We start from the raw sequence: 24,303 nt of genomic DNA, 5'->3' as shown, positions 1-24,303 counted from the left end.
GAAAACCGTCAGTGCGCGGTCCAGCCGCCGTCGAGGGCCAGGGACGTGCCGGTGATGAAGGAGGCCTGCGGGGTGCAGAGGTAGAGCACCGCCTCCGCGACCTCCTCCGGCTCGATCAGCCGCTTGAGTGCGGAGTCCTTGAGGAGGACCTCGGCCAGGACCCGCTCGGCGGGGATGCCGTGAGCGGTGGCCTGGTCGGTGATCTGGCGCTCGACGAGAGGGGTACGCACATAGCCGGGGTTGACGCAGTTGGAGGTGACTCCGTGCGGGGCGCCCTCGAGGGCGGCGGTCTTGGAGAGCCCTTCGAGGCCGTGCTTGGCGGCCACGTACGCGGACTTGAAGGCGGAGGCGCGCAGTCCGTGGACGGAGGAGAGGTTCACGATCCGGCCCCAGCCCTGGGCGTACATGTGCGGCAGGGCGCCCCTGATCAGCCGGAAGGGCGCCTCCAGCATCACGGTCAGGACGGTGTGGAAGACGTCCGGCGGGAACTCCTCGATGGGGCGGACGAGCTGGATCCCGGCGTTGTTGACGAGGATGTCGGTGCCGGCGGCCGCCTGTTCGGCTGCGTCGAGGTCCGTCAGGTCCAGGGTCTGCGGTTCGACCGCGCCCGGGAGTCCGTCGGCCGCCGCGGCGAGCTCCTCCAGCCCTTCGGCGGCCCGGTCGACGGCTCTGACCCGGGCCCCCGCCGCCGCGAGCCGGAGCGCGCAGGCCCGGCCGATGCCTCCGGCGGCGCCGGTGACGAGCGCCGTGCGGCCGGCGAGGTCGAGCAGCACGGAGCCGGGCGCGGGGACCGCTGCGGGGCCCTGCGCAGGAGCCTGGACGGGTGGTGCCGGTACCTGCGCCGGTACGGGCCCTGATGTGGTGGGGGCGCTCATGCTCCGCACCTTATGAAGCGCCTCACCCTCAACCGATGTGTTCCGAACCCACACTTCAGCTGCTGGGCATGGGGTCGAACCATGTGGGTTCGTCGAGGAGTGCCTGTTCGATCCGGAAGTGCGCGAACCGCTTCATCGGGGGCAGGTCGTTCACGTCGAACCAGGCGACCTCGGTCGACTCCTCGTCGTTGACCCGTGCCTCGCCGCCGACGGCGCGGCAGCGGAAGGAGACGTCCATGAACTGGCACCGGTCGCCGTTGGGGTAGACGACGGGCCTCCGCAGCGTCTGGACGATCACGACGCGCTCGACCTCGCAGCGGACGCCGGTCTCCTCGTACACCTCGCGCACGGCACAGGCGGCCGGCTGCTCTCCCGGTTCCACGATGCCGCCGATGACGGACCAGAGGCCGTTGTCGGCGCGTCTGCCGAGCAGCACCCGGCCCCGGTCGTCGAAGACGACGGCACTCGCGCCCGGGAGGAAGAGCAGCCGGTGGCCGATGTCGACCCGGAGTTCGCGGATGAAGTCAGGTGTGCCCATGCCCCGACCCTATGTCCCTGTGGATCAAGCTCCGACGGTCGCAGGCGTCGGGTCGTCGCGGTCGCGGCCCGGCGAACCAAGGCTTCGCCGTTCCGGGGCCGCCTGACCCGGGCGTCGCGGCTCCCGGAGCGGCAGACTCAGGCTTCCCGGCTCCGGCGGGCGCGGACCGCACGCAGCAGCGACCAGCCCAGCCCCGCGGCCGCCACGGCCACCAGGAGCGCCTCGGGCAGCGTGCCCATACGCGTCGCGGGGGTGAGGGAGGAGCGCAGCGGCACCTTCTCGACGAGGACGTCCGGGGTGAACATCCGCGTCTGCTCCACGATCCGGCCGTCCGGCGCGATGATCGCGCTGACCCCGCTGGTCACCGGCACGACCACGGCGCGGCTGTGCTCGACCGCGCGGACCCGCGACATGGCGAGCTGCTGGTACGTCATCTCGCTGCGGCCGAAGGTGGCGTTGTTGCTGGGGACGGAGATCAGCTGGGCGCCATGGGTGACGGTGTCGCGCACGGCCCAGTCGAAGGCCGCCTCGTAGCAGGTGGCGAGGCCGACCTTCGTACCGGCGAGGTCGAAGACGCCGATCTTGTCACCGGGGCCGAAGTCGCGGCTGACACGGTCCACGTTGCTGTTGAAGATCCGTACGAAGGACCGCATCGGGATGTACTCGCCGAACGGCTGGACGTGCCGCTTGTCGTAGGTCGTGACGGGGCCCTTCTGCGGGTCCCACTCGATGAGGGTGTTGCGCAGCTTGCCCGTCGGAGGAGCGACGACGGCGCCGATCACGGTGGGCACGCCGATCTTCCTCACGGCCCGGTCGATGGCGTCCGCGGCGTCCGGGTTCGCGTACGGGTCGATGTCCGAGGAGTTCTCCGGCCACAGGACGAAGTCCGGCTGCGGCTCCTTCTTCTGCTTCACCGCCTCGGCCAGCTCTTCCGTACGGGCGACGTGGTTGTCGAGGACCGCCCGCCGCTGCGCGTTGAAGTCGAGTCCGAGACGCGGCACGTTCCCCTGGACGGCGGCGACGGTCGCCGTGCCGTCCTCGGCGGAGTCGTCGACGAGCGGCAGGGCGGCGAGGGCGCCGGTGACCGGGACGAGGACGGTGAGGGCCGCCGCGGCGAGCGGGCCGCGCGGGACGGTGCCGGTCGCGCGGTAGGCGCGGACCTGGCGGATCACCTCGTACAGTCCGAAGCCGCAGAGGGCGATGGCGAAGCCGAGCACCGGGGTGCCGCCGACCGCGGCGAGGGGCAGGAAGACGCCGTCGGCCTGACCGAAGGCGATCTTGCCCCACGGGAAGCCGCCGAACGGGACACGCGCGCGTGCCGCCTCGGCGAGGATCCACACCGCCGCGGCGAACACCGGCCACGCGGGCAGCCGGGAGACGGCCGCGATCCCGAGTCCGGCCGCGGCGATGAACAGCGCCTCGACGGCCGACAGGGCGATCCACGGGAACCGGCCGACCTCGGCTCCGGTCCAGATCAGCAGCGGCAGCAGGAAGCCGAGCCCGGCGAGGTAGCCGAGGCCGAAGCCGGCGCGCGCCCGGCGGTCGCGCAGGGTCCAGCCGAGGAGGGCGAAGCCCGGCAGCGCGAGCCACCACAGCGGGCGGGGCGGGAAGCTCAGGAAGAGCAGAACTCCGGCCAGCACGGCGGCGCCGGGCCGCACCAGGCGTCGCAGCCGGGCGGGGCCGGGCTCGGGAGTGGCGGCGGGGCCGGAGGCGTCGACGGGCGTCATGGTGGTGCTCACGTTGCGGAGTCTACGGCGCGCGCCCACGCCCCCAGCATGCCGGGCGGAGGCCCGGGCGGCGCGGCCCGTACGGCGGGGCGGGGCGTCCGTGGGGCTCCTCCGCCATCCACGCCCGCGCCTGCGGCCCTCACGTGTTCTTCACTTCTGCCGCAACGTTTCTGCGCATGTGCTCCCCAAATCGCCGCCCCGCCGTTAGCGTGTCCGCCAGACGAAGCGGGGGTCCAGGGGGATGGCTGCAACTGCGGCTCAGGTGGCCGTCGTGCGCGAGCGCGGCCGCGCCGCGGACGTGGCCGGAGTTCTGGTCCTCGGCGCCTGCGTGCTCTGGTCGCTGGTCAGCGCCACGGGGCGGGACGCGCGCCCCGAGGGCGTGCTGCTCGCCGTCCTGGCGCTCAGTGCCGGGTACGCCTGCGGGCGGATCTCCGGCACGCTGCTTCCGGTCTCCGCCGCCGCGGTGGCGTCCCTCGCCGCCCTCGGCCTCGCGCTGGCCTCCGGGCCCGGTGTCCCGGGCGCCACGCCCTCCGGCTCCGTACGCCCCGGAGACACGGGAGCGACCGTGGCCCTGCTCGTGCTCGCCGCCGGCGCGGCCTGCTGCGCGGCCTCGGCGGCCCGGCCCGGCCCCGGCCGGCTCGCGCTCAGGGCCCTCACCCTGGCCGTTGCGGGGTCGGCGCTGGTGCTGGGTTCCGTGGCCGGTTTCGTGGCCGCGATCGGCGTCCTGCTCTGCTCGCTCGCGGCGGTATGGATGCGGCGCCGGCTCCTGGGGCTCGCGGGGCTCGCCCTGGCGACCGGTCTGGCCGTGGGCGCCACGTGGGCCGTGGCGGAGGAGAGGCTGCCCGAGGGGCTCGCGGTCTCGCTGGAGGGGCAGCTGACCCCGCACCGGGTCCACTTGTGGGAGGACGCGGTCGCGCTCGCGGAGGAGAACCCCGTCCTGGGGGTCGGCCCCGACCGGTTCGGCGCGCTGAGCCCCACGGCGCGGGAGACGTTCTCCTCCGACGGCAAGCCCCACTCGGCCGTGCTCCAGCAGGCGGCCGAGCAGGGGGTGCCCGGGGTCGTCCTCCTGGGGGCGGCGTACGGCTGGCTGCTCTGGGGCCTGTGGTCCTCGCCCCGCACGACGGCGATCGTGCTCACGGCGGGTGCCGGCCTGGCCGCGCTCGCCGCGGTGGCCACGGTCGGCAACGCGCTGAGCTTCACACCGGTGACGGCGGGCGCGGGGCTCCTCGCGGGTCTCGCAGCGGCGCGCGCCACCCCGGCCCAGGCTCTAGCAGCGGCGTATCCGACGGCGGACCCGGCGGCAGGCGGAGACCCGGCGGAACGGAGGGACTGACGTCCGGTGGGCCCGCCTCAGGCGCTCGTCGGCTCCGTCGGCGCCCCGGGGTGGAGGAGCCGGTCGCGGATGACGCGTACGCCGAACTCGGCGTCGTCGACGGTCACCGTGAACGTACGGCCGTCCGCCATCCGGAGGATCAGGGCCTCGCCGCGGCGGACGATGACCCCCTTGCCCTTCTCGGGCCGCCAGCGGTACCCCCAGCCGCCCCACTCGTGCGGGGTGACTCTCGGGATGTAGTCGGCGCCGACCACCTGGGCGAGGAGGATGCGACACCGCGGTACGCCGATGTGGCCGCAGCGGACCACCATGGCCTCGTCGTCCACCTTCACCTCGACATGGACGAAGGCGAGCGTGCCGAAGAGCACCAGCAGCCCCGCCGCCACACAGCCGATCACAGCCATGAGCAGCGCGGCGATGCCGGAGGTCCACGCCGAGTCGACCGCGATGGTGATGCCCAGGGCCATGCAGGCGGCGCCTGCGACGGCCGCGACCCACTGCATGCGGTTGGTGGCGCGGCCGATCCACACCTCCGGTACCGGGGCACCCGTGTCCGGGTGCCGGTGGTGTCGGGGATGCCGTGGATGTCGGGAATCGTCCCTCATGGGTCGCAGCCTACTCACGATCCGCTCGTACGGCGCCTCTTCGGCGCCGTCCCGGACGCCGTCAGCGGGCGGCGGCCGCGGCCCGCAGGAGTCGCCCTTCGGCGTACTCCAGAGCGGCGGCCGTCAGTTCCCCGGTCCGCCCGCTGAGCAGGACCGTCAGACCGCCGGACGGGGCCGCGTCGGGCTTGGGCTCGGCACCGATTCGACGCAGCGCCTGTGCTGCGACTGCCCCTGCGGAGCCGTGGAAAACCACCGGCGGCAGATCGGCGGACTGCACGGCCGCGCGGATCTGCTCGGCGACGAGTTCGTAATGCGTGCACCCGAGGACCAGGGCGCGGACATCGCGCGGGGTGAGCTTCGCGGCGGCCTCCACGGCCCGCCGCACGGCGTCCGCGTCCGCGTGCTCCACCGCGTCGGCCAGGCCGGGGCAGGGCACCTCGGTGACCTCGGCGCCGTCGGCGAAGTCGCGGATCAGTCCGCGCTGGTACGGGCTCCCGGTGGTGGCCGGGGTCGCCCAGATGGCGACCTTGCCGCCACCCGAGGCGGCGGGCTTGATCGCGGGCACGGTGCCGATGACCGGGATACGGGGCTCGAGCGCGGCGCGCAGGGCGGGGAGGGCGTGCACGGTGGCGGTGTTGCAGCCGACGATCAGCGCGTCGGGCTCCAGGGCGGCGGCCGCGCGGGCGACGGCCAGGGCACGCTCGGTGAGGTCCTCGGGGGTGCGGGGGCCCCAGGGCATCCCGTCGGGGTCGCTGGAGAGGACCAGATCCGCGTCCGGCCGCAGCCGGCGAACCGCGGCCGCTGCCGGGAGCAGGCCGATTCCGGAGTCCATGAGCGCGATCTTCACCCGGTCACCCTAGCCGACCACCCTTGCGTCCCCGCCGATCTGGGGCAGACTGCGGCGAATGAGCGCCATTGCCTGGATCGCCATGGGTTCGCTGGCCGCCTGGGGGTGGCTGCTGTTGGGTCAGGGGTTCTTCTGGCGTACCGACCAGCGGCTGCCGTCACCGCCCGGCCACGCGCGCGTGGAGCCTGGGGCGTGGCCTCGGGTCGCCGTCGTCGTACCGGCGCGGGACGAGGCGGAGGTGCTCCCCCTGAGCCTGCCGTCGCTCCTCGCGCAGGACTATCCGGGCGAGGCGGAGATCCTGCTCGTGGACGACGGCAGCACGGACGGGACGGGGAAGCTGGCCGAGGAGCTGGCCCAGCGGTACGGCGGGCTGCCACTGACGGTCACGTCCCCGGGCGAGCCGGAGCCGGGCTGGACGGGCAAGCTCTGGGCCCTGCGCCACGGCATCACCCTGGCCCGCACCCGCGGCCCGGACCTCCATGATCCGGACGTCTCCGCCCCGGCGGCCCCGGGGACGGAACACGGCGACGACGGCACCGGTCTCCCCGCGGCCGGCGGCACGGAAGAGGGGCCTCCGGCCGGGCCGTGCCGGCCGGAGTTCCTGCTCCTGACGGACGCGGACATCGCTCACGAGCCGGACAGTCTGCGCCGACTGGTGGAGGCGGCGCTGGCGTGCGAGCTGGATCTGGTGTCCCAGATGGCCAGGCTCCGGGTCGCGAGCGCATGGGAGCGGCTCGTCGTGCCCGCCTTCGTCTACTTCTTCGCCCAGCTCTATCCGTTCCGCTGGATCAACCGCCGTCACCGTCCGCGCGCCACCGCCGCGGCCGGAGGCTGTGTGCTGCTGCGCACCGGGGCGGCCGAGCGGGCGCGGGTGCCCGAGTCGATCCGGCAGGCCGTGATCGACGACGTGTCCCTGGCCCGTGCCGTACGGCGGGCAGGCGGCCGGATCTGGCTGGGGCTCGCCGAGCGGGTGGACTCCGTCCGCCCCTACCCGCACCTCTCCGACCTCTGGCGGATGGTCTCGCGCAGCGCGTACGCCCAGCTCCGGCACAACCCCCTCGTGCTCGCCGGAACGGTCGTCGGGCTCGCCGTCGTCTATCTGGTCCCCCCGGTCGCGCTGGCGGTCGGGCTGTCCGGCGGGGACGCGGCCGCAGGCTGGGCGGGCGGGATCGCGTGGGCGGTGATGACGGGGACGTACCTCCCCATGCTCCGTTACTACCGGCAGCCCCTCTGGCTCGCGCCCACGCTCCCCCTCACCGCCCTGCTCTACCTCTTCATGACCGTGGACTCGGCGGTGCAGCACTACCGGGGCCGGGGCGCCGCCTGGAAGGGGCGGACCTACGCCCGCCCCGAGGCGGCACCCGACCGCTGACGCCCGGCGAGCGGACGCCTCCGCCGCTCACGCGCGGGAGCTGGACGCCTTCACCAGCGACGCCCGGGAGGCAGCCGCCTCACTTGACGGCGGGGGTCCAGGTGAGTCCCCAGCCGTAGGCCTCGTCCGCGGTCTGCTGCATGGAGATCCCCGGCGCGTTGACCAGGAACCGGGCCTCGCGCCGCACGACCAGGTCGCCGTCCTCCCGGGTGATGAGCGCGAGGGCGCACGTCCGCGCGGGAACAGTGCACTCGTCGAGCGCGAACTCGATGGGAGCGCCTTCGTGCGGCTGGAGGGTCACGGTCGCGTGCAGGCCCCCGAAGTCGCTCGCGCCCTGGTAGATGACGACGAAGAAGAGGAGCCGGCGGAACTGGTCCTTGTGGTCGAGGTTGACGGTGAGGTTCTCGCCCTCGGCGCGGGCACCCGTGCGGTCGTCCGCGTCGAGCTGGATGTACGGCGGCTCATGGAGCGCGCCGAACCCTTCGAGCGCCTGCACCACGCCCTTCCGGCCGTCCGCCAACTCGTAGAGCACGCACAGGTCGAGATCGAGGCCGCCCGCGGCCGGCGCCCCCGCCGCCCGGCGGCGGCCGAGGCCCCAGCGCCGGGCGGGAGCGTCTTCCGTCCTCTCCGCGCGCAGCTCCCAGTTGAGGTTCACCCGCATCACGCCGCCGGTCGTGCCGGTGCCCTTCGTGAGGGAGACCGTCGGCGAGTCCTTCGTGAGGGTGACCTTGGTGAGCCGTACCGGCTGCCCGGCGGCGACGGGTGCGGGCGCCGTCGGAGTCGCGGCGCCCGGCGCCACGACCACCGCGGCCGGTGCCGGTGCCGGTGCCGGTGCCGGTGCCGGTGCCGGTGCCGCGACGGCGGGTTCCACGCTTTCCGGCTCGTCGACCGATATCCCGTAGTCCGTGGCCAGGCCCGCGAGGCCGGATTCGTAGCCCTGCCCCACCGCCCGGAACTTCCAGCCGCCGTCGCGGCGGTAGAGGTCCCCGAGGACGAACGCGGTCTCGACGGTCGCGTCCGTACTCTCGTAGCGGGCCAGCTCCGCCCCGCCGTCCGCGTCCAGCAACCGGACGAACAGTCCGGGGACGCCTCCGAAGTCGCCGCCGTCCGCCGAGGCCGCGACGACGATCCGCTCGACCTCCGGCTCCACGGCGTCCAGGTCCACGGCGAGCACGTCCGTGACGAGGCCGCCGGGGCCCGCCGCCGAGGTCTTCCCTTCGTGCCGTACCGCACCTGAGGCATGCGTCTGCTGGTTGTAGAAAACGAAGTCGGCGTCGGAGCGCACTTTCCCCGACACAAGGAGTAGCGCCGACGCGTCCACGTCCGGCACTCCGTTCCCTGAACGCCAGCCCAATTCCACGCGCACCCCGCGCGCCGACACCGGAACATTGGCCCCTTTAAGCATGAACATGCTCGCCCCCCGACCCGGCTTCCGCGTATCAAGATTTCTTTACGTCAAGCTAATGGCGGACACGTCGACCCGTCGGGGCGACCCGTGGGTAACCCCCTCCCCAGCTCGCCTTTTCAAGATCGACGACCCTTCGGGCCTTCTGAGCGCGACCGTTTTTGTCACGTTCGCTCGCATTGTGGATCGACAGTCACTCAGAACCCGTCAAACAACCCTCTTATCGGTCTCCCCAACCAGCACATCGTGGGCTTAACTTATGGCCATGACCTCCCCCCGCTCCACCTACGGAGGCGGTTACTACACCGCGCCGTCGTTCCCCGACACCCCGATCTACGACTCCCTGGTCGCGGAGCGGGGCACGCCTCAGATCGCCCCGATCCGAGTGCCTGCCGCGTACGACACCGGCAACAGCTACCTGCCGGCCCTGCCCGCGGCTCTGCCCGCCCTTCCGGCGGCACCCAGCCCCTCCCCCACCTACGGCGGCGGCGGTTCGTACGGCTACCCCCAGCCGGCGCCGCAGATGGCCCCCGTGCCGCTGCAGCACGCCCCCGCTCCGTACATCCCGCAGCAGCCCGCCGCACCGCGCGGCTACCCGGGGATGCAGCAGCCGCAGCCGCAGCGGCCGATGTCCACCGGGTACGAGGCGATGCGCCCGGCGGCCGCCCGGCCCGCCCCGTCCCCCGCGCCGTACCAGGACCCCTACAACCGTCCCTACCAGGGCCAGGGGTACTGACAGACGCGTGCGCGGAGCGACTGGCAGGATGGCCACATGCCGAATCCTCGCCTGCGCTCCGTCCACATCCACCCGGTCAAGGCGCTGCGCGGCATCGCGCCCGCCGAGGCGGAGGTCGAGCCATGGGGACTGGCCGGTGACCGCCGCTGGACCGTCGTGGACGCGTCCGGCAAGGTCGTGACCCAACGCCGTCACGCACGGATGACGTTGGCCTCGGCCGAGCCGCTGCCCGGCGGTGGCATCACGGTGTCCGCGCCCGGGCTGGCCGCACTGGTGGTCGAGGTGCCACGGCCGGCCTCCACGATCCGCGTGGAGGTCTTCGACACTCCGGTGGAGGCGGTCCCGGCCGGGCCGGAGGCCGACGCGTGGTTCAGCGCGTTCCTGGAGACGGAGGTCCGTCTCGTCCACATGGACGACCCGGCGAGCCGGCGTCCGATCGACCCGGACCACGCCCTGCCCGGCGAGACGGTGAGCTTCGCGGACGGCTATCCGCTCCTCGCCACCACCACCTCCTCGCTCGACGCGCTCAACTCGCTGATCGCCCAGGGGGATCACGCCGACGAGGGTCCGCTGCCGATGAACCGCTTCCGGCCGAACGTGGTCATCGAGGGGACGGCGCCGTGGGCCGAGGACGGCTGGACCCGGCTGGCGATCGGCGAGGTCACGTTCCGGGCGGCCAAGGCCTCCGGCCGCTGCGTCGTGACCACCACCGACCAGCTCACCGGCGAGCGCGGCAAGGAGCCCCTGCGGACGCTCGCGGAGCACCGCAGGCAGGGAAGCAAGCTGATCTTCGGCCAGAACCTCGTCCCGGAACACCCCGGCACGATCCGCGTCGGCGACGAGGTCAAGTTCCTCGACTGAGCGCTCCCGCCCCGCACCCCGCGCCGCCGACCTCCCTCACGCAGCGTCACCGACCCGTACGCGTGCGCGATCGCGTCACACTTCCGCGTCCCGGCGGGCGGGGAACCCGCCCCGGGGGCAGACTCGTTGGGAGACCGGGAACGACGAGGGGGTGTGGCATGCGGGCAGCCATCGGAGTCTGGCGCTGGCGGCGCAACCCCCTGCGCCGGACCACAGACCTCGTGGAGGCCTGGGTCGCGCTCGTCGCGGTCGCGCTCCTCGTGCTCGCCGTCCCCGCCGCGGGCTGGATCTCCGGCACCCGGACCGACGCCTCCCTCCAGCGCGCGGTCCAGGCCCAGACCCGGCAGCGGCCCGTCACGACGGCCCGGGTGGTGCGGCTCGCCGAGGCTCCGGCCCCGGGCACGCAGAGTCCCGAGTCCGCGGGCGAGCAGCCCGCCCGCCGCGCCGTCGTCGCGACCTGGAGCGCCCCGGACGGCACGACCCGTACGGGCACGGTGGCCACCCGGCGTGAACTGTCCGATCCGGGCGACACCTTCCGGCTCTGGACCGATCTCGACGGGCGGCCGGTGACCGCTCCGATGCGGCCCGAGACCGCCCACGCCCACGCGACCATCGTCGGTCTGCTCACGGCGGCCCTGGCGGCGGTCTTCGTGGAGGCGGCGAGGAGACTGGTCGTACGCCGCCTCACACACCGGCGGTACCGGCGTCTCGACCGCGCGTGGGCCGAGGCCGGTCCCGACTGGGGCCGTACGGGCGCGGGCAGCTGACCCGTCAACCCGGCGGCGCCGCGCGCGCTACGGTGGGGCATCGGATCAGCAGCACGCATGAGGCGGGGGCAGAACACACCCATGGCACAGGGCACGGTCCAGGTGACGCACACCGGCACATCGCGGTGGCGACGCCGCACGGGCGAGTACGCCTCCCTCGCCGCGGCCCTGGAGGCGGCCGGCGACGGCGACGTCCTCACCGTCGCCCCCGGCACGTACCGGGAGAACCTCGTCATCCAACGTGCCGTCACCCTGCGGGGTCCCGAGGGCGGGATCGGTTCGGTCCGGATCGCGCCCGTGGACGGCGTACCGCTGACGGTCCGGGCGTCGGCGACGGTCCAGGATCTGCATGTGGAGGGGCAGGACTCCGCCGCGCCTGCGCTGCTGGTCGAGGACGGCACACCCGAGCTGCTCGATCTGCGGATCGTGACCCGCTCGGCCGCCGGCCTGGAGGTCCGCGGCGCGGCCCGTCCCACGGTCCGCCGCTGCACGGTCGACAACCCGGCGGGCGTCGGCATCGCCGTACTCGACGGCGCGGGCGGGGTGTTCGAGGAGTGCGAGATCGTCGCGGCGGGTCAGTCCGGGGTCTCCGTGCGCGGCGGCGCTCATCCGCGCCTGGAGCGCTGCCGGGTCCACCACGCCTCCGGCGCGGGGATCTCCGTGACCGGTGAGGGCAGCGGCCTGGAGGGCATCGGCTGCGAGGTGTACGAGATCAAGGGCGCCGGCCTCCAGATCGCGTCGCGCGCCACCGCGCACCTCACCGACTCCTCGGTGCACCGCACCTCGGCCGACGGCATCACGCTCGACACGGATGCCGTGCTCACCCTCTCCGACTGCGACATCCACGACATTCCCGAGAACGCGGTCGACCTGCGTTCCCGTTCGGTGCTGACGCTGACCCGCTCGACCGTGCGCCGCTTCGGCCGCAACGGGCTCTCGGTGTGGGACCCGGGGACGCGCGTGGACGCCAACCAGTGCGAGATCCACGACAGTACGGGCGACTATCCGGCGGTCTGGATCAGCGACGGCGCGACCGGCGTCCTCGACGCGTGCCGGGTGCACGACGTGCCGGACGCGCTCTTCGTCCTCGACCGCGGGTCGCGCGTGGACGTCGTCGACAGCGATCTGTCGCAGGTGCGGAACACGGCGGTGTCGGTCAGCGACGGCGCGACGGCGCAGCTCGACGACTGCCGGATCCGCGAGGCGTCGACCGGCGCCTGGTTCCGCGACCACGGCAGCGGCGGCACGCTCGGGGGGTGCACGATCGACTCCGTGCAGACCGGCGTGATCGTCACCAAGGGCGCGGACCCGACGATCGAGCGGTGCACGGTCACCTCGCCCGCCGAGGCCGGGTTCTACGTGTCCGCGGAGGGGCGGGGCTCCTTCCACGGCTGCCGGGTGACCGGGAGCGGCGGCTACGGCTTCCATGTGATGGAGGGCTGCCGCACCAGCCTGCGCACGTGCCGTACGGAGCGGTGCGCGCGCGGCGGGTACGAGTTGCCGGAGGACGGCCCGGTCGCGGAGGACTGCACGAGCGACGAGAGCGCGGTGCGTACGCCTCCGGCCGCCGACACCGGCACGGTGCTGACGGCGACGCAGTCGTCGGGGCTGCTCGGCACGGTTCCCCCGCCGCGCTCGCCGGTCGTCCCGCCGGTCGCGCCGGCGCCCGAACCCGATCCCGGGGCACGCTCCTCGCAGGACGTGCTCGGCGAACTGGACGCGCTGGTGGGCCTGGAGAGCGTCAAGCACGAGGTGCGGACGCTCACGAACATGATCGAGGTCGGGCGCAGACGCCAGGAGGCCGGCCTGAAGGCGGCCTCGGTCCGCCGCCATCTGGTCTTCACCGGCAATCCGGGCACGGGCAAGACGACGGTGGCCCGGCTGTACGGCGAGATCCTCGCCTCGCTCGGGGTCCTTGAGCGGGGTCATCTGGTCGAGGTCTCCCGGGTCGACCTGGTCGGCGAGCACATCGGCTCGACCGCGATCCGTACGCAGGAGGCCTTCGACCGGGCGCGCGGGGGCGTGCTCTTCGTCGACGAGGCGTACGCGCTGTCGCCGGAGGACTCCGGGCGGGACTTCGGGCGCGAGGCGATCGACACGCTGGTGAAGCTGATGGAGGACCACCGGGACGCGGTGGTGGTCATCGTCGCCGGGTACACCGCGGAGATGGAACGCTTCCTGACGGTCAACCCCGGCGTGGCGTCCCGGTTCTCACGGACCATCACCTTCAGCGACTACGTACCGGACGAGCTGCTGCGGATCGTGGAGCAGCAGGCGGACGAGCACGAGTACCGGCTTGCCGACGGCACGGGCGAGGCTCTGCGGAAGTACTTCACCGAGCTGCCGAAGGGACCGGCGTTCGGCAACGGCCGTACGGCCCGGCAGACGTTCGAGTCGATGGTGGAGCGGCACGCGGGCCGGGTCGCCGTGCTCGCCGACGCGAGCACGGACGACCTGACGCTCCTCTATCCGGAGGACCTGCCGGAACTCCCCTGATCCGCCTGCTCGTTCGCGTCGTTACACCCTTCGCCGCCGCGCTGGCGTGGCAGTGCCGGCGGCAACCGATCGAGGAGGAGGGAGCGCTGCGCGGCGAACACGGGGTCGGCCTGGTAGTCGGAGTGCCCCAGAATCGGTTCGGGCAGCGGGTGTTGAGGGGTCCTGCCGTAGGCGACCGGGTCGAGCAGCGGGGGGTTGTCGACGGCCGGTTTCTCCCCGGAGGCGGGTACTCGTACGGGCCCGCCTATGGGGTCGGTGGCCCGGTAGAGGTTGCTCCAGCAGTGGATCGTTCCGTACAGGGCGCGCAGCGGGCCGGGGCCGAAGTATGCGGGGAACCAGCGTCCGTACAGCCGTTCCAGCGGCGATCCGTACGTCAGCAGCGCCACGCGGCTCCGGGTCGCGGGCGGCAGCTGCCAGACGGCGGCCGCGGCGAGCACGCTGCCCTGGGAGTGGCCGGAGATGACGAGCCGGCCGCCGGTGTGCCGGGTCCAGGAGCTCATGCGCCAGGTGAGGTCGGGGACGGCCCGTTCGGCGTAACAGGGTGGGGCGAAGGGGTGAGCGGCGCGCGGCCAGAAGGTGCCGACGTCCCAGAGGATTCCGATGGTACGGCGGGCGGAGGCGTCCTTGTACGCGCGGCGGCCCCAGGTGACGAAGAGGAGGAAACCGAAGCCGATCATCCAGGAGCCGAGGGCCTGGGCGGTGGCGGCCGTGGAGGCGAGCACGGGGTGGGCGCCGTCGAACGCCCGGCCGGGGACGTTGCCGCTGGCCCACGCGCCCGCGACGGAACCCGCGCCGAGCAGCAGGGTGGCGCCGGACACCGTCCCGACGAGCGCGGGGGCGGCGTCGGTGAGGGAGGCGGTGGCACGGGTGGCGGCGATCCGTCCGGTACGGACCGGGTCCGGGTCCTGCGTGCCGTAGTCGGCCTCGACGACGGGTCCGAGGCGGCGGGCGGCGCGGGCGGTCCGTAGGACCAGGAGGACGACGGGGGCGAGGAGCAGCAGGAGCAGGACGGGGATGACGGACGCCTGCCAGCTGAGGAGCACGGGCGGGGCGACGGTCGAGCCCGCGCCCATACCGGGGGTGGGTTTGCCGTCCAGCCAGTCGGCGACGCGCTGGGCGACGCCGCCTGACATCACACCGCCCAGCGCGCAGGCGAGCATGGCGACCGCGGGGCCGCCGAGGCCGTGCAGCGCGGTGCGCGGATCGTGGCGGCGGCGGTGCAGGAGGACGGCGACCGCGCCCAGCGCCACGACCAGTCCGCCCTGGGCGAGGGTCAGAACGCCGAAGGTGGCGTTGCCGGGCAGCGTGCCGCTGGAGCGCCAGCCGGGCCGGGACCAGCCGGCGTGCACGAAGGCGAGGGCGAGCAGCAGTAACGACGTGCAGGGGAGCCAGGAGACCAGGGCCCGTTCGAGGCGCAGATCGAGGCGTTTCTCGCTGCGGCCCCGGCGGCAGACCACCCAGAGGACGACGGCGGCGAGGACGACGTAGGCCGCCTGGAGGGACCGGCCGAAGGCGTCGAGCAGGACGCCGGTGGTTTCGCGGTCGTGGCGGGCGGCGGCTCCGGTGACGGCGGCGGCGACGGTCAGGAACCCGGCGGCGGTGTGCGCGGCACGGAGTCGGGCGACGAGGCGCCGGCCGAACCAGAACCCGGGCCGGCCGAGGGCGGGTCGGACCTCGGGAGCGGGAGCGCCGGCGTCCACGTCCTGGGGCTCGACGTCCGCGTCCTCGGGCTCCGCTTCCGCGTCCTGGGGCTCCGTGCCGGCTGCCGCGGCCTCGGGCCCGGGCGCTTCGGCCGGGTCCTGGTACGCGTCCTCGTCGTAGCCGGTGGGCGGGCGCTGGGCCTCGTACGCGCTCCAGGTCCGGTTGGAGAGGTACCAGAGCAGTCCGACCAGCGCGGCCGGGATCACGGCGGCGAGCGCGAGCCTGCGGCCGGGCTGCGACCACCAGCCGCCCCGCTCGGCCGAGAGGAAGCCGAGCCACGAGCGGTCCTCCGCGCAGACGGCAGAACCCGCGCACTGCCAGGCGGTCAGATCGAGCGCGACCTCGCAGGCGGCGGCCGTGAGCAGCACCGTGAGGGTGAGCGCCACGAGCCGCACCAGCATCCCGTACGCCCGCACCAGCCGGGGGTGGCCCTTCGCCGGCGGGCGCATCCAGTGGGCGAGGTTGGCGACCATGAACGGCAGGAGCAGCAGCCACAGGGCACGCGCGCCGTTGCCGGAGGTGAGGTTGGACCAGACGTACGCCTCCGCGACCGGCCGTTCGGCGTAGCGCTCGGGGTGGTCCTCTGCGTCGGCGTCGTCGGTGCGGCGGTGCACGGCGGCGGTCGTGTCGCCGGTCACCCGTACCGTACGCGGATCGCCCAGCATGTCCTGGGGCGTGGCTCCGCCGACCCCGTGGACGAGGAGTTCGAGCGCCGCGCCACCGCTCTTCGGGGCGGGAGTGGCAGGGGGCACTTCGGTGTCTCACTCTCTGGGTGGGAGGATTCGACGGCAGGCAACCAGGATCGCGGAAGGCCGTGCGCCGGGCACGGGCTCTCACGGAATCCGCCCGCCATCCCCCAGTTCCCTTCGGAAGGACCGGCCCCTGTGGTGAGCGACCATCAGAATCTTCTCGCTGAGCAGCGGCGCGCACTCATTCTGGACGAGGTGCGGCGGCGCGGCGGTGTACGCGTCAATGAGCTGACGCGGCGGCTCAACGTCTCGGACATGACGATCCGCCGGGACCTGGACGCGCTGGCCCGCCAGGGTGTGGTCGAGAAGGTGCACGGCGGTGCGGTGCCGTTGGTCGAGACCAGTTCTCACGAGCCGGGGTTCGAGGCCAAGTCGGCGCTCGAACTGGGGGCGAAGGAGGAGATCGCCCGGACGGCGGCGCGGATGGTGGCGCCGGGTTCGGCGATCGCTCTCTCGGGCGGTACGACGACGTTCGCGCTGGCCCAGCACCTGCTCGACGTGCCGGATCTGACGGTCGTGACCAACTCGGTCCGGGTCGCCGACGTCTTCCACACCGCGCAGCCGACCGGCGCGGCTGGTGAGGCGGCACGGCCGGGCACGGCGACGGTGGTGCTCACCGGTGGGGTGCGGACCCCGTCGGACGCTCTGGTGGGGCCGGTGGCCGACCAGGCGATCGGCTCGCTCCACTTCGACGTGCTGTTCCTGGGGGTGCACGGCATCTCGGTGGAGGCGGGGCTCTCGACGCCCAATCTCGCGGAGGCGGAGACGAACCGGCGTCTGATGCGCTCGGCCCGCCGGGTGGTGGTGGTCGCGGACCACACGAAGTGGGGGACGGTGGGGCTGAGTTCGTTCGCGCGGCTCGACGAGGTGGGCACGCTGGTGACGGACGCGGGCCTGTCGGCGCAGACCCGGGCGGAGATGGCGGAGCATCTGCCGGACCTGATGGTGGCCGGTGAGGACCCGGACGAGCACGAGGACGGGGACCACCGCGGCGAGAACGCCGGGGACGGGCGCGCCGAAGGCTCGGCGGGCGGGAACTCGGCGGGCGGGCGGACGTGAGCGACTTCCGCGTCGAGCGCCTGACGGAGCTTCCGGTGGAGGAGGCGTGGCGGCGGCTCACCGACTTCGCGGCGCACGGCCGGCTGGTTCCGCTGACTCGGAGCCGGGTGCTCTCCCCCGGACCGACGGGGGTGGGGACGCGGTTCGTCGCCCGTACCGGCATCGGGCGTCTCTCCTTCGACGACCCGATGGAGGTCGTGGCCTGGGAGCCGCCCGGGCCCGGCAGGCCGGGGCGGTGCCGACTGGAGAAGCGGGGGCGTGTGGTGCTCGGCCGGGCGGCGATCGAGGTGTACGAGAACCCTGGCGGGGGTGCCCGCGCCGTGTGGGTGGAGGAGCTGCGCCTGCGTGGACTCCCCGGCGCGCTGGATCCCGTACTGGCGGCGGCCGGGCGCCGGGTGTTCGGCCGGGCGCTGGACGGACTGCTGGGCAACTGACGGTACGTCAGCTAGGGTGTGCGGGCCTCAGATCTCCGCTCCGGGAGGGACGGTCCATGACGCACCGACTCAGGCTCGTGGAGCTCGACTTCGCCTCGACTGCGCCCGTACGGCTGGTGTTCACGACCGAGCTGGCGGCGCCGCCCTCCGCCGTGTTCCGCTCGCTCGCCGTGGAACTGGGCTCCATGCCCTCCTGGTTCAGGGCGGTCGCCTCCGCGGCCCCGACCGGCGGCGGCGCGGGGCGCGCGGTCCGGCTGCGGGGCGGGGTCGTGTTCCAGGAGACGATCCTCGCCCACGATCCGGACACCCGCTACGCGTACCGCATCGACGAGACCAACGCACCGGGCGTCGCCGCCATGGTGGAGGACTGGGCCCTCTCCCCCGCCGGCTCGGGTACCCGGGTCCGCTGGACGATGGCGGCCGACGGCACGGCGCCGTACCTGTTCGCGATGCGGCTGGCCCGCCCGGGCGTGGGCAGGTCCTTCCGCGACGCGATGCGCCGCCTCGACCTCCGGCTCACTCCGGCCAGGCACCCGTCTCCAGGAACCGGTCGATAGCGGCGGCGTACGGCGCGATGTCCAGGCCCTGTTCGGCCAGCCAGGCGTCGGAGTAGTACTTGTCGAGGTAGCGGTCGCCCGGGTCGCAGAGCAGCGTCACGACGCTGCCGGTGCGGCCCTGTTCGACCATCTCGGCGACGATCTTCAGCGCGCTCCACAGGCCCGTGCCGGTGGAGCCGCCCGCCTTACGGCCGATGGCTCCCTCCAGGGCGCGGACGGCGGCCACGCTGGCGGCGTCCGGGACCTTCATCATCCGGTCGATGGCGCCGGGCACGAAGCTGGGCTCCATCCGGGGTCTGCCGATGCCCTCGATGCGCGATCCGCAGTCGGAGGTCGCGTCGGGGTCGTTCTTCGTCCAGCCGTCGAAGAAGCAGGAGTTCTCCGGGTCGGCGACACAGATACGGGTGTCGTGCTGCATGTAGTGCACGTACCGGGCGATGGTCGCGGACGTGCCGCCGGTGCCGGCCGTGGCGACGATCCACGCGGGCTCGGGGTACCGCTCCATCCTCAGCTGCTGGTACATCGATTCGGCGATGTTGTTGTTGCCGCGCCAGTCGGTGGCCCGCTCGGCGTACGTGAACTGGTCCATGTAGTGCCCGCCGGTCCGCTCGGCGAGGGCCGCGGACTCCTCGTACATCGTGCGCGAGTCGTCGACGAAGTGACACTGACCGCCGTGGAACTCGATCAGCCGGCACTTCTCGGCGCTCGTCGTGCGGGGCATCACGGCGATGAACGGCACGCCGATCAGCTTGGCGAAGTACGCCTCGGAGACGGCGGTCGAGCCGCTGGACGCCTCGATGACGGGCTTGCCCGGCCGGATCCAGCCGTTGCACAGACCGTAGAGGAAGAGGGAGCGGGCGAGGCGGTGCTTGAGGCTGCCCGTGGGGTGGGTCGACTCGTCCTTGAGGTAGAGGTCGATGCCCCACGAGTCGGGCAGCGGGAAGCGCAGCAGGTGGGTGTCGGCGGAGCGGTTGGCGTCGGCCTGGACCTTCCGGACCGCCTCTTTCAGCCAGGCGCGGTACGCCGGGTCGCTGTGGTCGATGTCGACGGTCGCGACCGCGACCGCGGCTCGCGCCGTCTTCTCCGTGGTGCTCACAGGTGCTTCTCCTCGTCCGGCCCAGCAGATCTCCCACTGCCGACGATAACTCCCTCACCTGCACAAACGTTCACTTTGGGGGTCCATAGGAGTCCCTTGCAGCAGGGGGCTCTGGTGCCGTCGCGGCCCGCCCGGCACACTGGAGGGAACAACCGGTGCGAAGGGGGCGGATCGAGATGGCGGAGCGCGAGGCGTCCTGGCCCGAGGCGACGGAGCCCGGGACGGCGAAGCCTGAGTTCACGGCCACGGGCGTACGGATCGAGCGCTGGCCGCGGTCGTTGACCCGGGCCGGCGAGGTCCGCATCGAGGACGGCCGACTCTCCCTCTTGACGAGTTACGGCAGCGAGATCGACAGCGCCCCGGTGACTTCGGTGCGGGCCGGGCGCCCCTGGTTCGCGAAACCGGACGAGACCGTCGCGACCGTGAACGGCACGCGTTACCGGCTGACCATGGACGGCCCCGCCCACGGGCCGCGCGACCGGGTGTCCGGGCCCGGGGGCTTCCTCGAAGCCCTGAAGCGGGCGGCCAGGCGTTGACGACGGCGCCTTCGAGGCGCCGAGACGCCGGTGACCTGCGGGAGGTCTCCGCGAGTTGCGGGCCGGTCACCGCTGGCTCACCCTGGAACCACCTCACTGAGGGTTCACCGGCGGTGACGCTGTGATCCAGCCCACCGCCCTGCTCTACGCATGTCAGATCCGCATCTTCGTCTTCTTCCGGAACTCAACTTCGGGGAGTCGCAGCCGTGATCAGCGAGCCAAGCAGGCACTGCACGGTGGAGCTCCAGGCCCTGCCGTCGCGGATCGGTCAGGTCCGCAGGATCGTATCGGCGCATCTGCGCTACTGGCATCTCGATGCCTTGATCGACCATGCGGCGCTCGGTGTCACCGAGCTGCTGACCAATGTTCACCGGCACGCACAGCCGGACAAGATGTGCACCGTCGAGATCGAGCTGCTGCTCGATCGTCTCACCGTCTCCGTCCATGACCACGACCCGCGGATACCGGACGTCGACTGCCGGTCGGGGCGCACGAACCCCGACAACGTCGAGGACTTCGCCACGTCGGGGCGTGGGCTGGCCATCATCGAGGCCGTCAGCGAGAGCTGGGGCATCCGTCCGCACGACAGCGGGAAGATCATCTGGTTCACCCTGCCGGCGCCCCTGCCCGCGGTCGCCGTGCCGGCGCGCTCGCACGCCGTCTACGGCGCGACCACCGACGGCCCGTTCGCCGGCCACACCCGCTTCCGCGGTGCGCACGCCACAAGTCTGGAGGGTGTGCCCTTCGGCGCGCCCCAGGCACCGGCCCGCACCCCGGCGGTCGCCCGTTCGGCCCTGGCGGGCTGAGCGGACGACCGCGGGGCGGAGATCGGATGCCGGAGATCGGATCCCGGATACCTGATCCTGGATATCTGATCCTGGATCATGGATAGCGGATCCGATTCGAGCGATCGGGCACACCGGATCCGATGTCGGAGTCACTCGGTCGCGACCGCCCGCAGCACGTCCAGGCGGGCCGCCCGCCGCGCCGGGCGCCAGGCCGCCACCACGCCCGCCGCCAGGCCGACCAGGGCCGCGATCACGAGCTGTGCCGGAGGCACGGCGAAGGCGAACGCGCTGTCGCTCGCCCCGTCGGAGGCCTTGACCAGGACCCAGCCGAGGAAGCCCCCGAGCGCGAGGCCGCCGACCGTGCCGAACGCGGCGACCAGGACGGACTCCCATCGGACCATGGCTCTGAGCTGGGCCCGGGTCTGTCCCACCGCGCGCAGCAGGCCGAGTTCACGGGTGCGCTCGTGGACCGCGAGGGTCAGGGTGTTGGCGATCCCGAGCAGCGCGATCAGGACGGCGAGGGCGAGCAGCGCGTAGACGAGGGTGAGCATCATGTCGATGCCGCCGGCCGAGGCCTCGGCGTACTCGTCGCGTGTCTGCACCTCCGGGTTGCCGTACTCCCCGGTGACGTTCTCCACGGCCGCCCTGCCGTCCTCCGTGGCGACACCGTCCGCGAAGGTCACGGCGACGAGTGTGTCGGAGTCCTGGGTGCGGTGCGGCGCCCAGGCCTCCCGCGTGACGACGTAGTCGCCCGCCAGTTCGGACTGCTCGTAGACGGCCTTGACCGTGAAGGTGTGCCGACTGCCGTCGGTGAAGGCCAGTTCGGTCCTGCTGCCGGGTGCGAGACCGGACTTGTCCGCCTCCGTGTCGGCGACGGCGATGCCGTCCGTGCCGAGTCCGTCGAGCGAGCCCTGGACGTCTCCGAGGTCGAAGGAGCGGGCGAGGGCGGTCGGGTCGGTGACGGTCAGCGCCCGGCCCTCGCCGTCGACCTCGGCCACGCCCTGGCCGAGCCCGACGGCCGTCTCCACCTCGGGCAGTTCGGCGAGCGCCGGGGCGAGCCGCGGACTGAGCCCGCTGCCGCCGGCGCCGAAGGCCGGCGTGCTGACGGCGACGTCACCGGCGAACGACCGCGAGACCGTCCGGTCCATGGTCGCCTTCAGCGAGGCGCCGAAGACCGTGAAGAGCGAGACGACGGCGACGCCGATCATCAGCGCGCTGGCGGTCGCGGCGGTCCGCCTGGGGCTGCGGAGGGCGTTGCGCCGGGCGAGCGCCCGGTTGACCCCGCGGAGCGGCCCTCCGAGGATCCGTACGGCGTACGAAGCGGCGACCGGGCCGAGGACGACGAACGCGGCGAGCGCGAGCACGGCGCCGGCGGAGGCGAGCCAGAGGGAGGGGGCGGCGAGGACTCCGGTGAGCACCACGGCGACAGCGGCGAGCAGCAGCCCGACGCCGGACAGCGCCCGGGCCCGCGAGGCGCCCGACTCGTCCACGGCGGTCTCACGCAGCGCGGCGAGCGGCGCGGTGCGCCCCGCCTTCACGGCGGGCAGCAGCGCGGAGCCGACGCAGACCACCAGGCCGACCGCGAACGGCAGCGCCAGGGAGAGGCCGCTGACGACCAGGGCGCCTTCGGGGAAGGGGAAGCCGATCGCCGGGAAGAGCCCCTGGAGTCCGGCCGCCACGCCGATGCCGCCGAGGAGTCCGGCAGCGGAGGCGACGATGCCGACGGCCACGGCCTCGACGAGGGTCGATCCGACGACCTGGCGGCGGGATGCGCCGAGCGCGCGCAGCAGCGCGTTCTCACGGGTTCGCTGGGCGACGACGATGGCGAAGGTGTTGTGGATGGAGAAGACGGAGACCAGCAGCGCCACCCCGCTGAACACCAGCAGGAACGTGGTGAAGAGGGTGAGGAACCGACCGGAGATCATGTCGGTGTTCTCCTGCGCCGACTGCTCTCCGGTGATCGCCTCGGTGCCCTCGGGGAGTACGGGCGCGAGCGCGTCGACGAGCTCCTGCTGCGACGTGCCGGGACCGGCCCGCACGAGGACGGCGGACGCGTCGCCGGGCTTGGGCGTCAGGTACTTCTCCGCGTCGGCGCGGGTCATGCCGGTGTAGGTGACCTGGCCCATCCCGTCCTCACCGCCGAAGGTGGCCAGACCCACGACCGTGACCTTCACCGGGTCGGGGGTGCGCAGCACCGTCGAGTCGCCCACCGCCAGATCGCCCGTCTTCGCGGCGCCGCGGTTCACGACGACCTCGCCGGACCTCTCCGGCGTCCGGCCTTCGGCCAGGGTGTAGGGATTGAGTTCTGGATCCTGGATCCAATATCCGGCGAGTGTGGGCGGGCCCTGACCACCGACCGGATCACCGTCGGCGCCGACCAGTTGCCCCGCGCCCTCGATCCGGGGAACGGCCGCGGCGACGCCGGGCACCTGGGCGATCCGGTCGGCGAGCGTGGCCTCGACGGAGCGCCGGGTGCCCTGGCTCTCCCCCTCGACCGTCACGACGCTCGTACTGCGCACCACCGCGTCCGTGCCACTGGTGGCGTTGCCGAAGAGCGAGTCGAAACTCGATCGCAGGGTGTCGCCCATGACGAGGGTGCCGGTCAGGAAGGCGACCCCGAGCAGGATCGCGGTGAACGTGCCGACGAACCGCCGCTTGTGGGCACGCAGCCCGGAGAGACTGAGCTTGAGGGAGGCGTTCATGACGGCACCGGCCCCTCGGTCCGTGGCCTGCCGTCGAAGGCCTTCATCCGGTCGAGGACCCGTTCGGCGGTCGGCTCCTCCATGCGGTCGACGAGCCGGCCGTCGGCGAGGAAGACCACCTCGTCGGCGTGGGCCGCGGCGACCGGGTCGTGGGTGACCATGACGACCGTGCGGCCGGTCTGCCGGACGGTGCGGCCGAGCAGCCGCAGCACCTCCTCCCCGGAGCGGGAGTCGAGGTTGCCGGTCGGCTCGTCGGCGAAGACGACGTCAGGGGCGCCGGCGAAGGCCCGGGCCACGGCGACGCGCTGCTGCTGGCCGCCGGAGAGCTGTCCGGGCCGGTGGTGCAGCCGGTCGCGCAGCCCGACGGTGTCGACGAGCGCGTCCAGCCACGCCCGGTCCGGGGCGGCTCCGGCGAGGTCGAGAGGCAGGGTGATGTTCTCGGCGACGGTGAGCGTGGGCAGCAGGTTGTACGCCTGGAAGACGAATCCGATCCGTTCACGGCGCAGCAGCGTCAGCCGACGGTCGTCGAGCGTGGACAGATCGGTGTCGCCGACGAGCGCGGAGCCCGAGGTGAGGGTGTCGAGGCCGGCGGCGCAGTGCATGAGCGTGGACTTGCCGGACCCCGAGGGGCCCATGATGGCGGTGAAACGGCCGGCCGGGAAGCCGACGCTCACCCCGTCCAGGGCCCTGACCTCGGTGTCCCCACCGCCGTAGACCTTGACGGCGTCCACGACCCGGGCGGCGGCACGGGCGGTAGGCGGGAGGGTGCCGCGGGCGGTGCCCGTCATGACGCACGCCCCTTGGGCCCGGCGGCGCGGCCGAACTGCTCCTCGAGGACCGTCAGCCGGCGCCAGTACTCGTCCTCGTCGATCTCCCCCGCGGCGAAACGGTGGCCGAGGAGCGCGATCGGCGACTGCTCGTCGTAGGCGGGGCGGGGTCCGGGGCCACGCCTGCCGCGCCATCCGGTGCGGCGCGCGACGGTGACCACGGTGAGGATCACGGCCGCCCAGACGACGGGGAAGAACAGGACCCACGGGCCGGGGCCCGTGTGGGCGAGTGTGTTCATGACTCTCAGCTCCTCGTGCGTGTGTATCGCGTGTCGATGCTTCGAGCCTCGCC

Annotated in this window: 22 protein-coding genes; 11 read left to right on the top strand and 11 right to left on the bottom strand. The window is 73.3% G+C overall.

What is annotated here, in order from left to right; genetic code table 11:
* Nucleotides 1-8 precede the first annotated feature (8 nt).
* The 3 genes from ACF1G2_RS27255 to lnt all read right to left on the bottom strand — a co-directional run bounded on the left by ACF1G2_RS27255 (nt 9) and on the right by lnt (nt 3,152).
* Nucleotides 9-875, bottom strand: coding sequence for a 3-hydroxybutyrate dehydrogenase (locus ACF1G2_RS27255; RefSeq protein ID WP_391800804.1), 867 nt, complete (start codon nt 873-875; stop codon nt 9-11).
* Between the two features lie 55 nt (nt 876-930).
* Nucleotides 931-1,413: an NUDIX domain-containing protein gene (locus ACF1G2_RS27250; protein WP_391800803.1), complete on the bottom strand. Its 483-nt coding sequence runs from the start codon at nt 1,411-1,413 to the stop codon at nt 931-933.
* Nucleotides 1,414-1,550: 137 nt separating this feature from the next.
* The gene (lnt, locus tag ACF1G2_RS27245; protein WP_391800802.1) at nt 1,551-3,152 is read right to left on the bottom strand and encodes an apolipoprotein N-acyltransferase; all 1,602 of its coding nucleotides are present in this window, start codon (nt 3,150-3,152) and stop codon (nt 1,551-1,553) included.
* A gap of 229 nt (nt 3,153-3,381) precedes the next feature.
* Here lnt and ACF1G2_RS27240 point away from each other — a divergent pair, with 229 nt between their 5' ends.
* The gene (locus tag ACF1G2_RS27240; protein ID WP_391800801.1) at nt 3,382-4,473 is read left to right on the top strand and encodes an O-antigen ligase family protein; all 1,092 of its coding nucleotides are present in this window, start codon (nt 3,382-3,384) and stop codon (nt 4,471-4,473) included.
* A 17-nt stretch (nt 4,474-4,490) separates the two neighbouring features.
* Here ACF1G2_RS27240 and ACF1G2_RS27235 read toward each other — a convergent pair whose 3' ends face one another.
* Nucleotides 4,491-5,078 (bottom strand): hypothetical protein, encoded by a 588-nt coding sequence (locus tag ACF1G2_RS27235; RefSeq protein WP_391800800.1) that lies wholly within the window; start codon nt 5,076-5,078, stop codon nt 4,491-4,493.
* A 61-nt stretch (nt 5,079-5,139) separates the two neighbouring features.
* Complete coding sequence (locus ACF1G2_RS27230) at nt 5,140-5,925, bottom strand: glutamate racemase (RefSeq protein ID WP_391800799.1); 786 nt, start codon at nt 5,923-5,925, stop codon at nt 5,140-5,142.
* Nucleotides 5,926-5,983: 58 nt separating this feature from the next.
* Between ACF1G2_RS27230 and ACF1G2_RS27225 the strand changes: the two genes are divergently transcribed.
* Nucleotides 5,984-7,297 (top strand): glycosyltransferase, encoded by a 1,314-nt coding sequence (locus ACF1G2_RS27225; RefSeq protein WP_391800798.1) that lies wholly within the window; start codon nt 5,984-5,986, stop codon nt 7,295-7,297.
* A gap of 79 nt (nt 7,298-7,376) precedes the next feature.
* Here ACF1G2_RS27225 and ACF1G2_RS27220 read toward each other — a convergent pair whose 3' ends face one another.
* Entirely contained in the window at nt 7,377-8,708 is a 1,332-nt protein-coding gene (locus ACF1G2_RS27220) for a TerD family protein (RefSeq protein WP_391800797.1), read from the bottom strand.
* Between the two features lie 259 nt (nt 8,709-8,967).
* Here ACF1G2_RS27220 and ACF1G2_RS27215 point away from each other — a divergent pair, with 259 nt between their 5' ends.
* The 4 genes from ACF1G2_RS27215 (at nt 8,968) to ACF1G2_RS27200 (ending at nt 13,562) form a co-directional block, all read left to right on the top strand.
* Entirely contained in the window at nt 8,968-9,438 is a 471-nt protein-coding gene (locus ACF1G2_RS27215; protein WP_391800796.1) for a DUF6643 family protein, read from the top strand.
* Between the two features lie 36 nt (nt 9,439-9,474).
* Complete coding sequence (locus ACF1G2_RS27210; protein ID WP_391800795.1) at nt 9,475-10,299, top strand: MOSC domain-containing protein; 825 nt, start codon at nt 9,475-9,477, stop codon at nt 10,297-10,299.
* A 158-nt stretch (nt 10,300-10,457) separates the two neighbouring features.
* Complete coding sequence (locus tag ACF1G2_RS27205; RefSeq protein WP_391800794.1) at nt 10,458-11,066, top strand: hypothetical protein; 609 nt, start codon at nt 10,458-10,460, stop codon at nt 11,064-11,066.
* A gap of 81 nt (nt 11,067-11,147) precedes the next feature.
* Nucleotides 11,148-13,562 (top strand): right-handed parallel beta-helix repeat-containing protein, encoded by a 2,415-nt coding sequence (locus ACF1G2_RS27200; RefSeq protein ID WP_391800793.1) that lies wholly within the window; start codon nt 11,148-11,150, stop codon nt 13,560-13,562.
* Here the strand turns inward: ACF1G2_RS27200 and ACF1G2_RS27195 are convergent.
* Nucleotides 13,532-16,015, bottom strand: a complete 2,484-nt coding sequence (locus tag ACF1G2_RS27195) for a hypothetical protein (protein WP_391800792.1) — start codon at nt 16,013-16,015, stop codon at nt 13,532-13,534. The two genes, ACF1G2_RS27200 and ACF1G2_RS27195, sit on opposite strands and share 31 nt — an antisense overlap.
* Before the next feature lie 135 nt (nt 16,016-16,150).
* Between ACF1G2_RS27195 and ACF1G2_RS27190 the strand changes: the two genes are divergently transcribed.
* Genes ACF1G2_RS27190 through ACF1G2_RS27180 form a run of 3 tightly spaced genes read left to right on the top strand, consistent with a single transcriptional unit; the run spans nt 16,151 to nt 18,062 of the window.
* Nucleotides 16,151-17,071 (top strand): DeoR/GlpR family DNA-binding transcription regulator, encoded by a 921-nt coding sequence (locus ACF1G2_RS27190; RefSeq protein WP_391800791.1) that lies wholly within the window; start codon nt 16,151-16,153, stop codon nt 17,069-17,071.
* The gene (locus ACF1G2_RS27185) at nt 17,068-17,505 is read left to right on the top strand and encodes an SRPBCC family protein (RefSeq protein ID WP_391800790.1); all 438 of its coding nucleotides are present in this window, start codon (nt 17,068-17,070) and stop codon (nt 17,503-17,505) included. Before ACF1G2_RS27190 ends, ACF1G2_RS27185 begins: the two co-directional genes overlap by 4 nt.
* Before the next feature lie 56 nt (nt 17,506-17,561).
* On the top strand, nt 17,562-18,062 hold the full coding sequence (locus tag ACF1G2_RS27180; RefSeq protein WP_391800789.1) for an SRPBCC family protein: 501 nt from the start codon (nt 17,562-17,564) through the stop codon (nt 18,060-18,062).
* Here the strand turns inward: ACF1G2_RS27180 and ACF1G2_RS27175 are convergent.
* On the bottom strand, nt 18,022-19,158 hold the full coding sequence (locus ACF1G2_RS27175) for a PLP-dependent cysteine synthase family protein (protein WP_391800788.1): 1,137 nt from the start codon (nt 19,156-19,158) through the stop codon (nt 18,022-18,024). The two genes, ACF1G2_RS27180 and ACF1G2_RS27175, sit on opposite strands and share 41 nt — an antisense overlap.
* Before the next feature lie 176 nt (nt 19,159-19,334).
* On the opposite strand from ACF1G2_RS27175, the gene ACF1G2_RS27170 reads away from it, so the two are divergent.
* Complete coding sequence (locus ACF1G2_RS27170; protein ID WP_391800787.1) at nt 19,335-19,694, top strand: hypothetical protein; 360 nt, start codon at nt 19,335-19,337, stop codon at nt 19,692-19,694.
* A gap of 206 nt (nt 19,695-19,900) precedes the next feature.
* Entirely contained in the window at nt 19,901-20,500 is a 600-nt protein-coding gene (locus tag ACF1G2_RS27165; RefSeq protein ID WP_391800786.1) for an ATP-binding protein, read from the top strand.
* A 131-nt stretch (nt 20,501-20,631) separates the two neighbouring features.
* Here ACF1G2_RS27165 and ACF1G2_RS27160 read toward each other — a convergent pair whose 3' ends face one another.
* The 3 genes from ACF1G2_RS27160 to ACF1G2_RS27150 are packed head-to-tail and all read right to left on the bottom strand — an operon-like array spanning nt 20,632 to nt 24,250.
* Nucleotides 20,632-23,184: an ABC transporter permease gene (locus ACF1G2_RS27160; protein ID WP_391800785.1), complete on the bottom strand. Its 2,553-nt coding sequence runs from the start codon at nt 23,182-23,184 to the stop codon at nt 20,632-20,634.
* Nucleotides 23,181-23,972: an ABC transporter ATP-binding protein gene (locus tag ACF1G2_RS27155; RefSeq protein WP_391800784.1), complete on the bottom strand. Its 792-nt coding sequence runs from the start codon at nt 23,970-23,972 to the stop codon at nt 23,181-23,183. The genes ACF1G2_RS27160 and ACF1G2_RS27155 overlap by 4 nt, the downstream gene beginning before the upstream one ends.
* Entirely contained in the window at nt 23,969-24,250 is a 282-nt protein-coding gene (locus ACF1G2_RS27150; RefSeq protein WP_391800783.1) for an SHOCT domain-containing protein, read from the bottom strand. Before ACF1G2_RS27150 ends, ACF1G2_RS27155 begins: the two co-directional genes overlap by 4 nt.
* Nucleotides 24,251-24,303: the final 53 nt, after the last annotated feature.

It is taken from the genome of Streptomyces sp. NPDC013457, from assembly GCF_043089925.1.
GTDB lineage: Bacteria > Actinomycetota > Actinomycetes > Streptomycetales > Streptomycetaceae > Streptomyces.
Note: the sequence above shows the minus strand (reverse complement) of the source record. Positions and strands in the feature narration are given on the sequence as shown.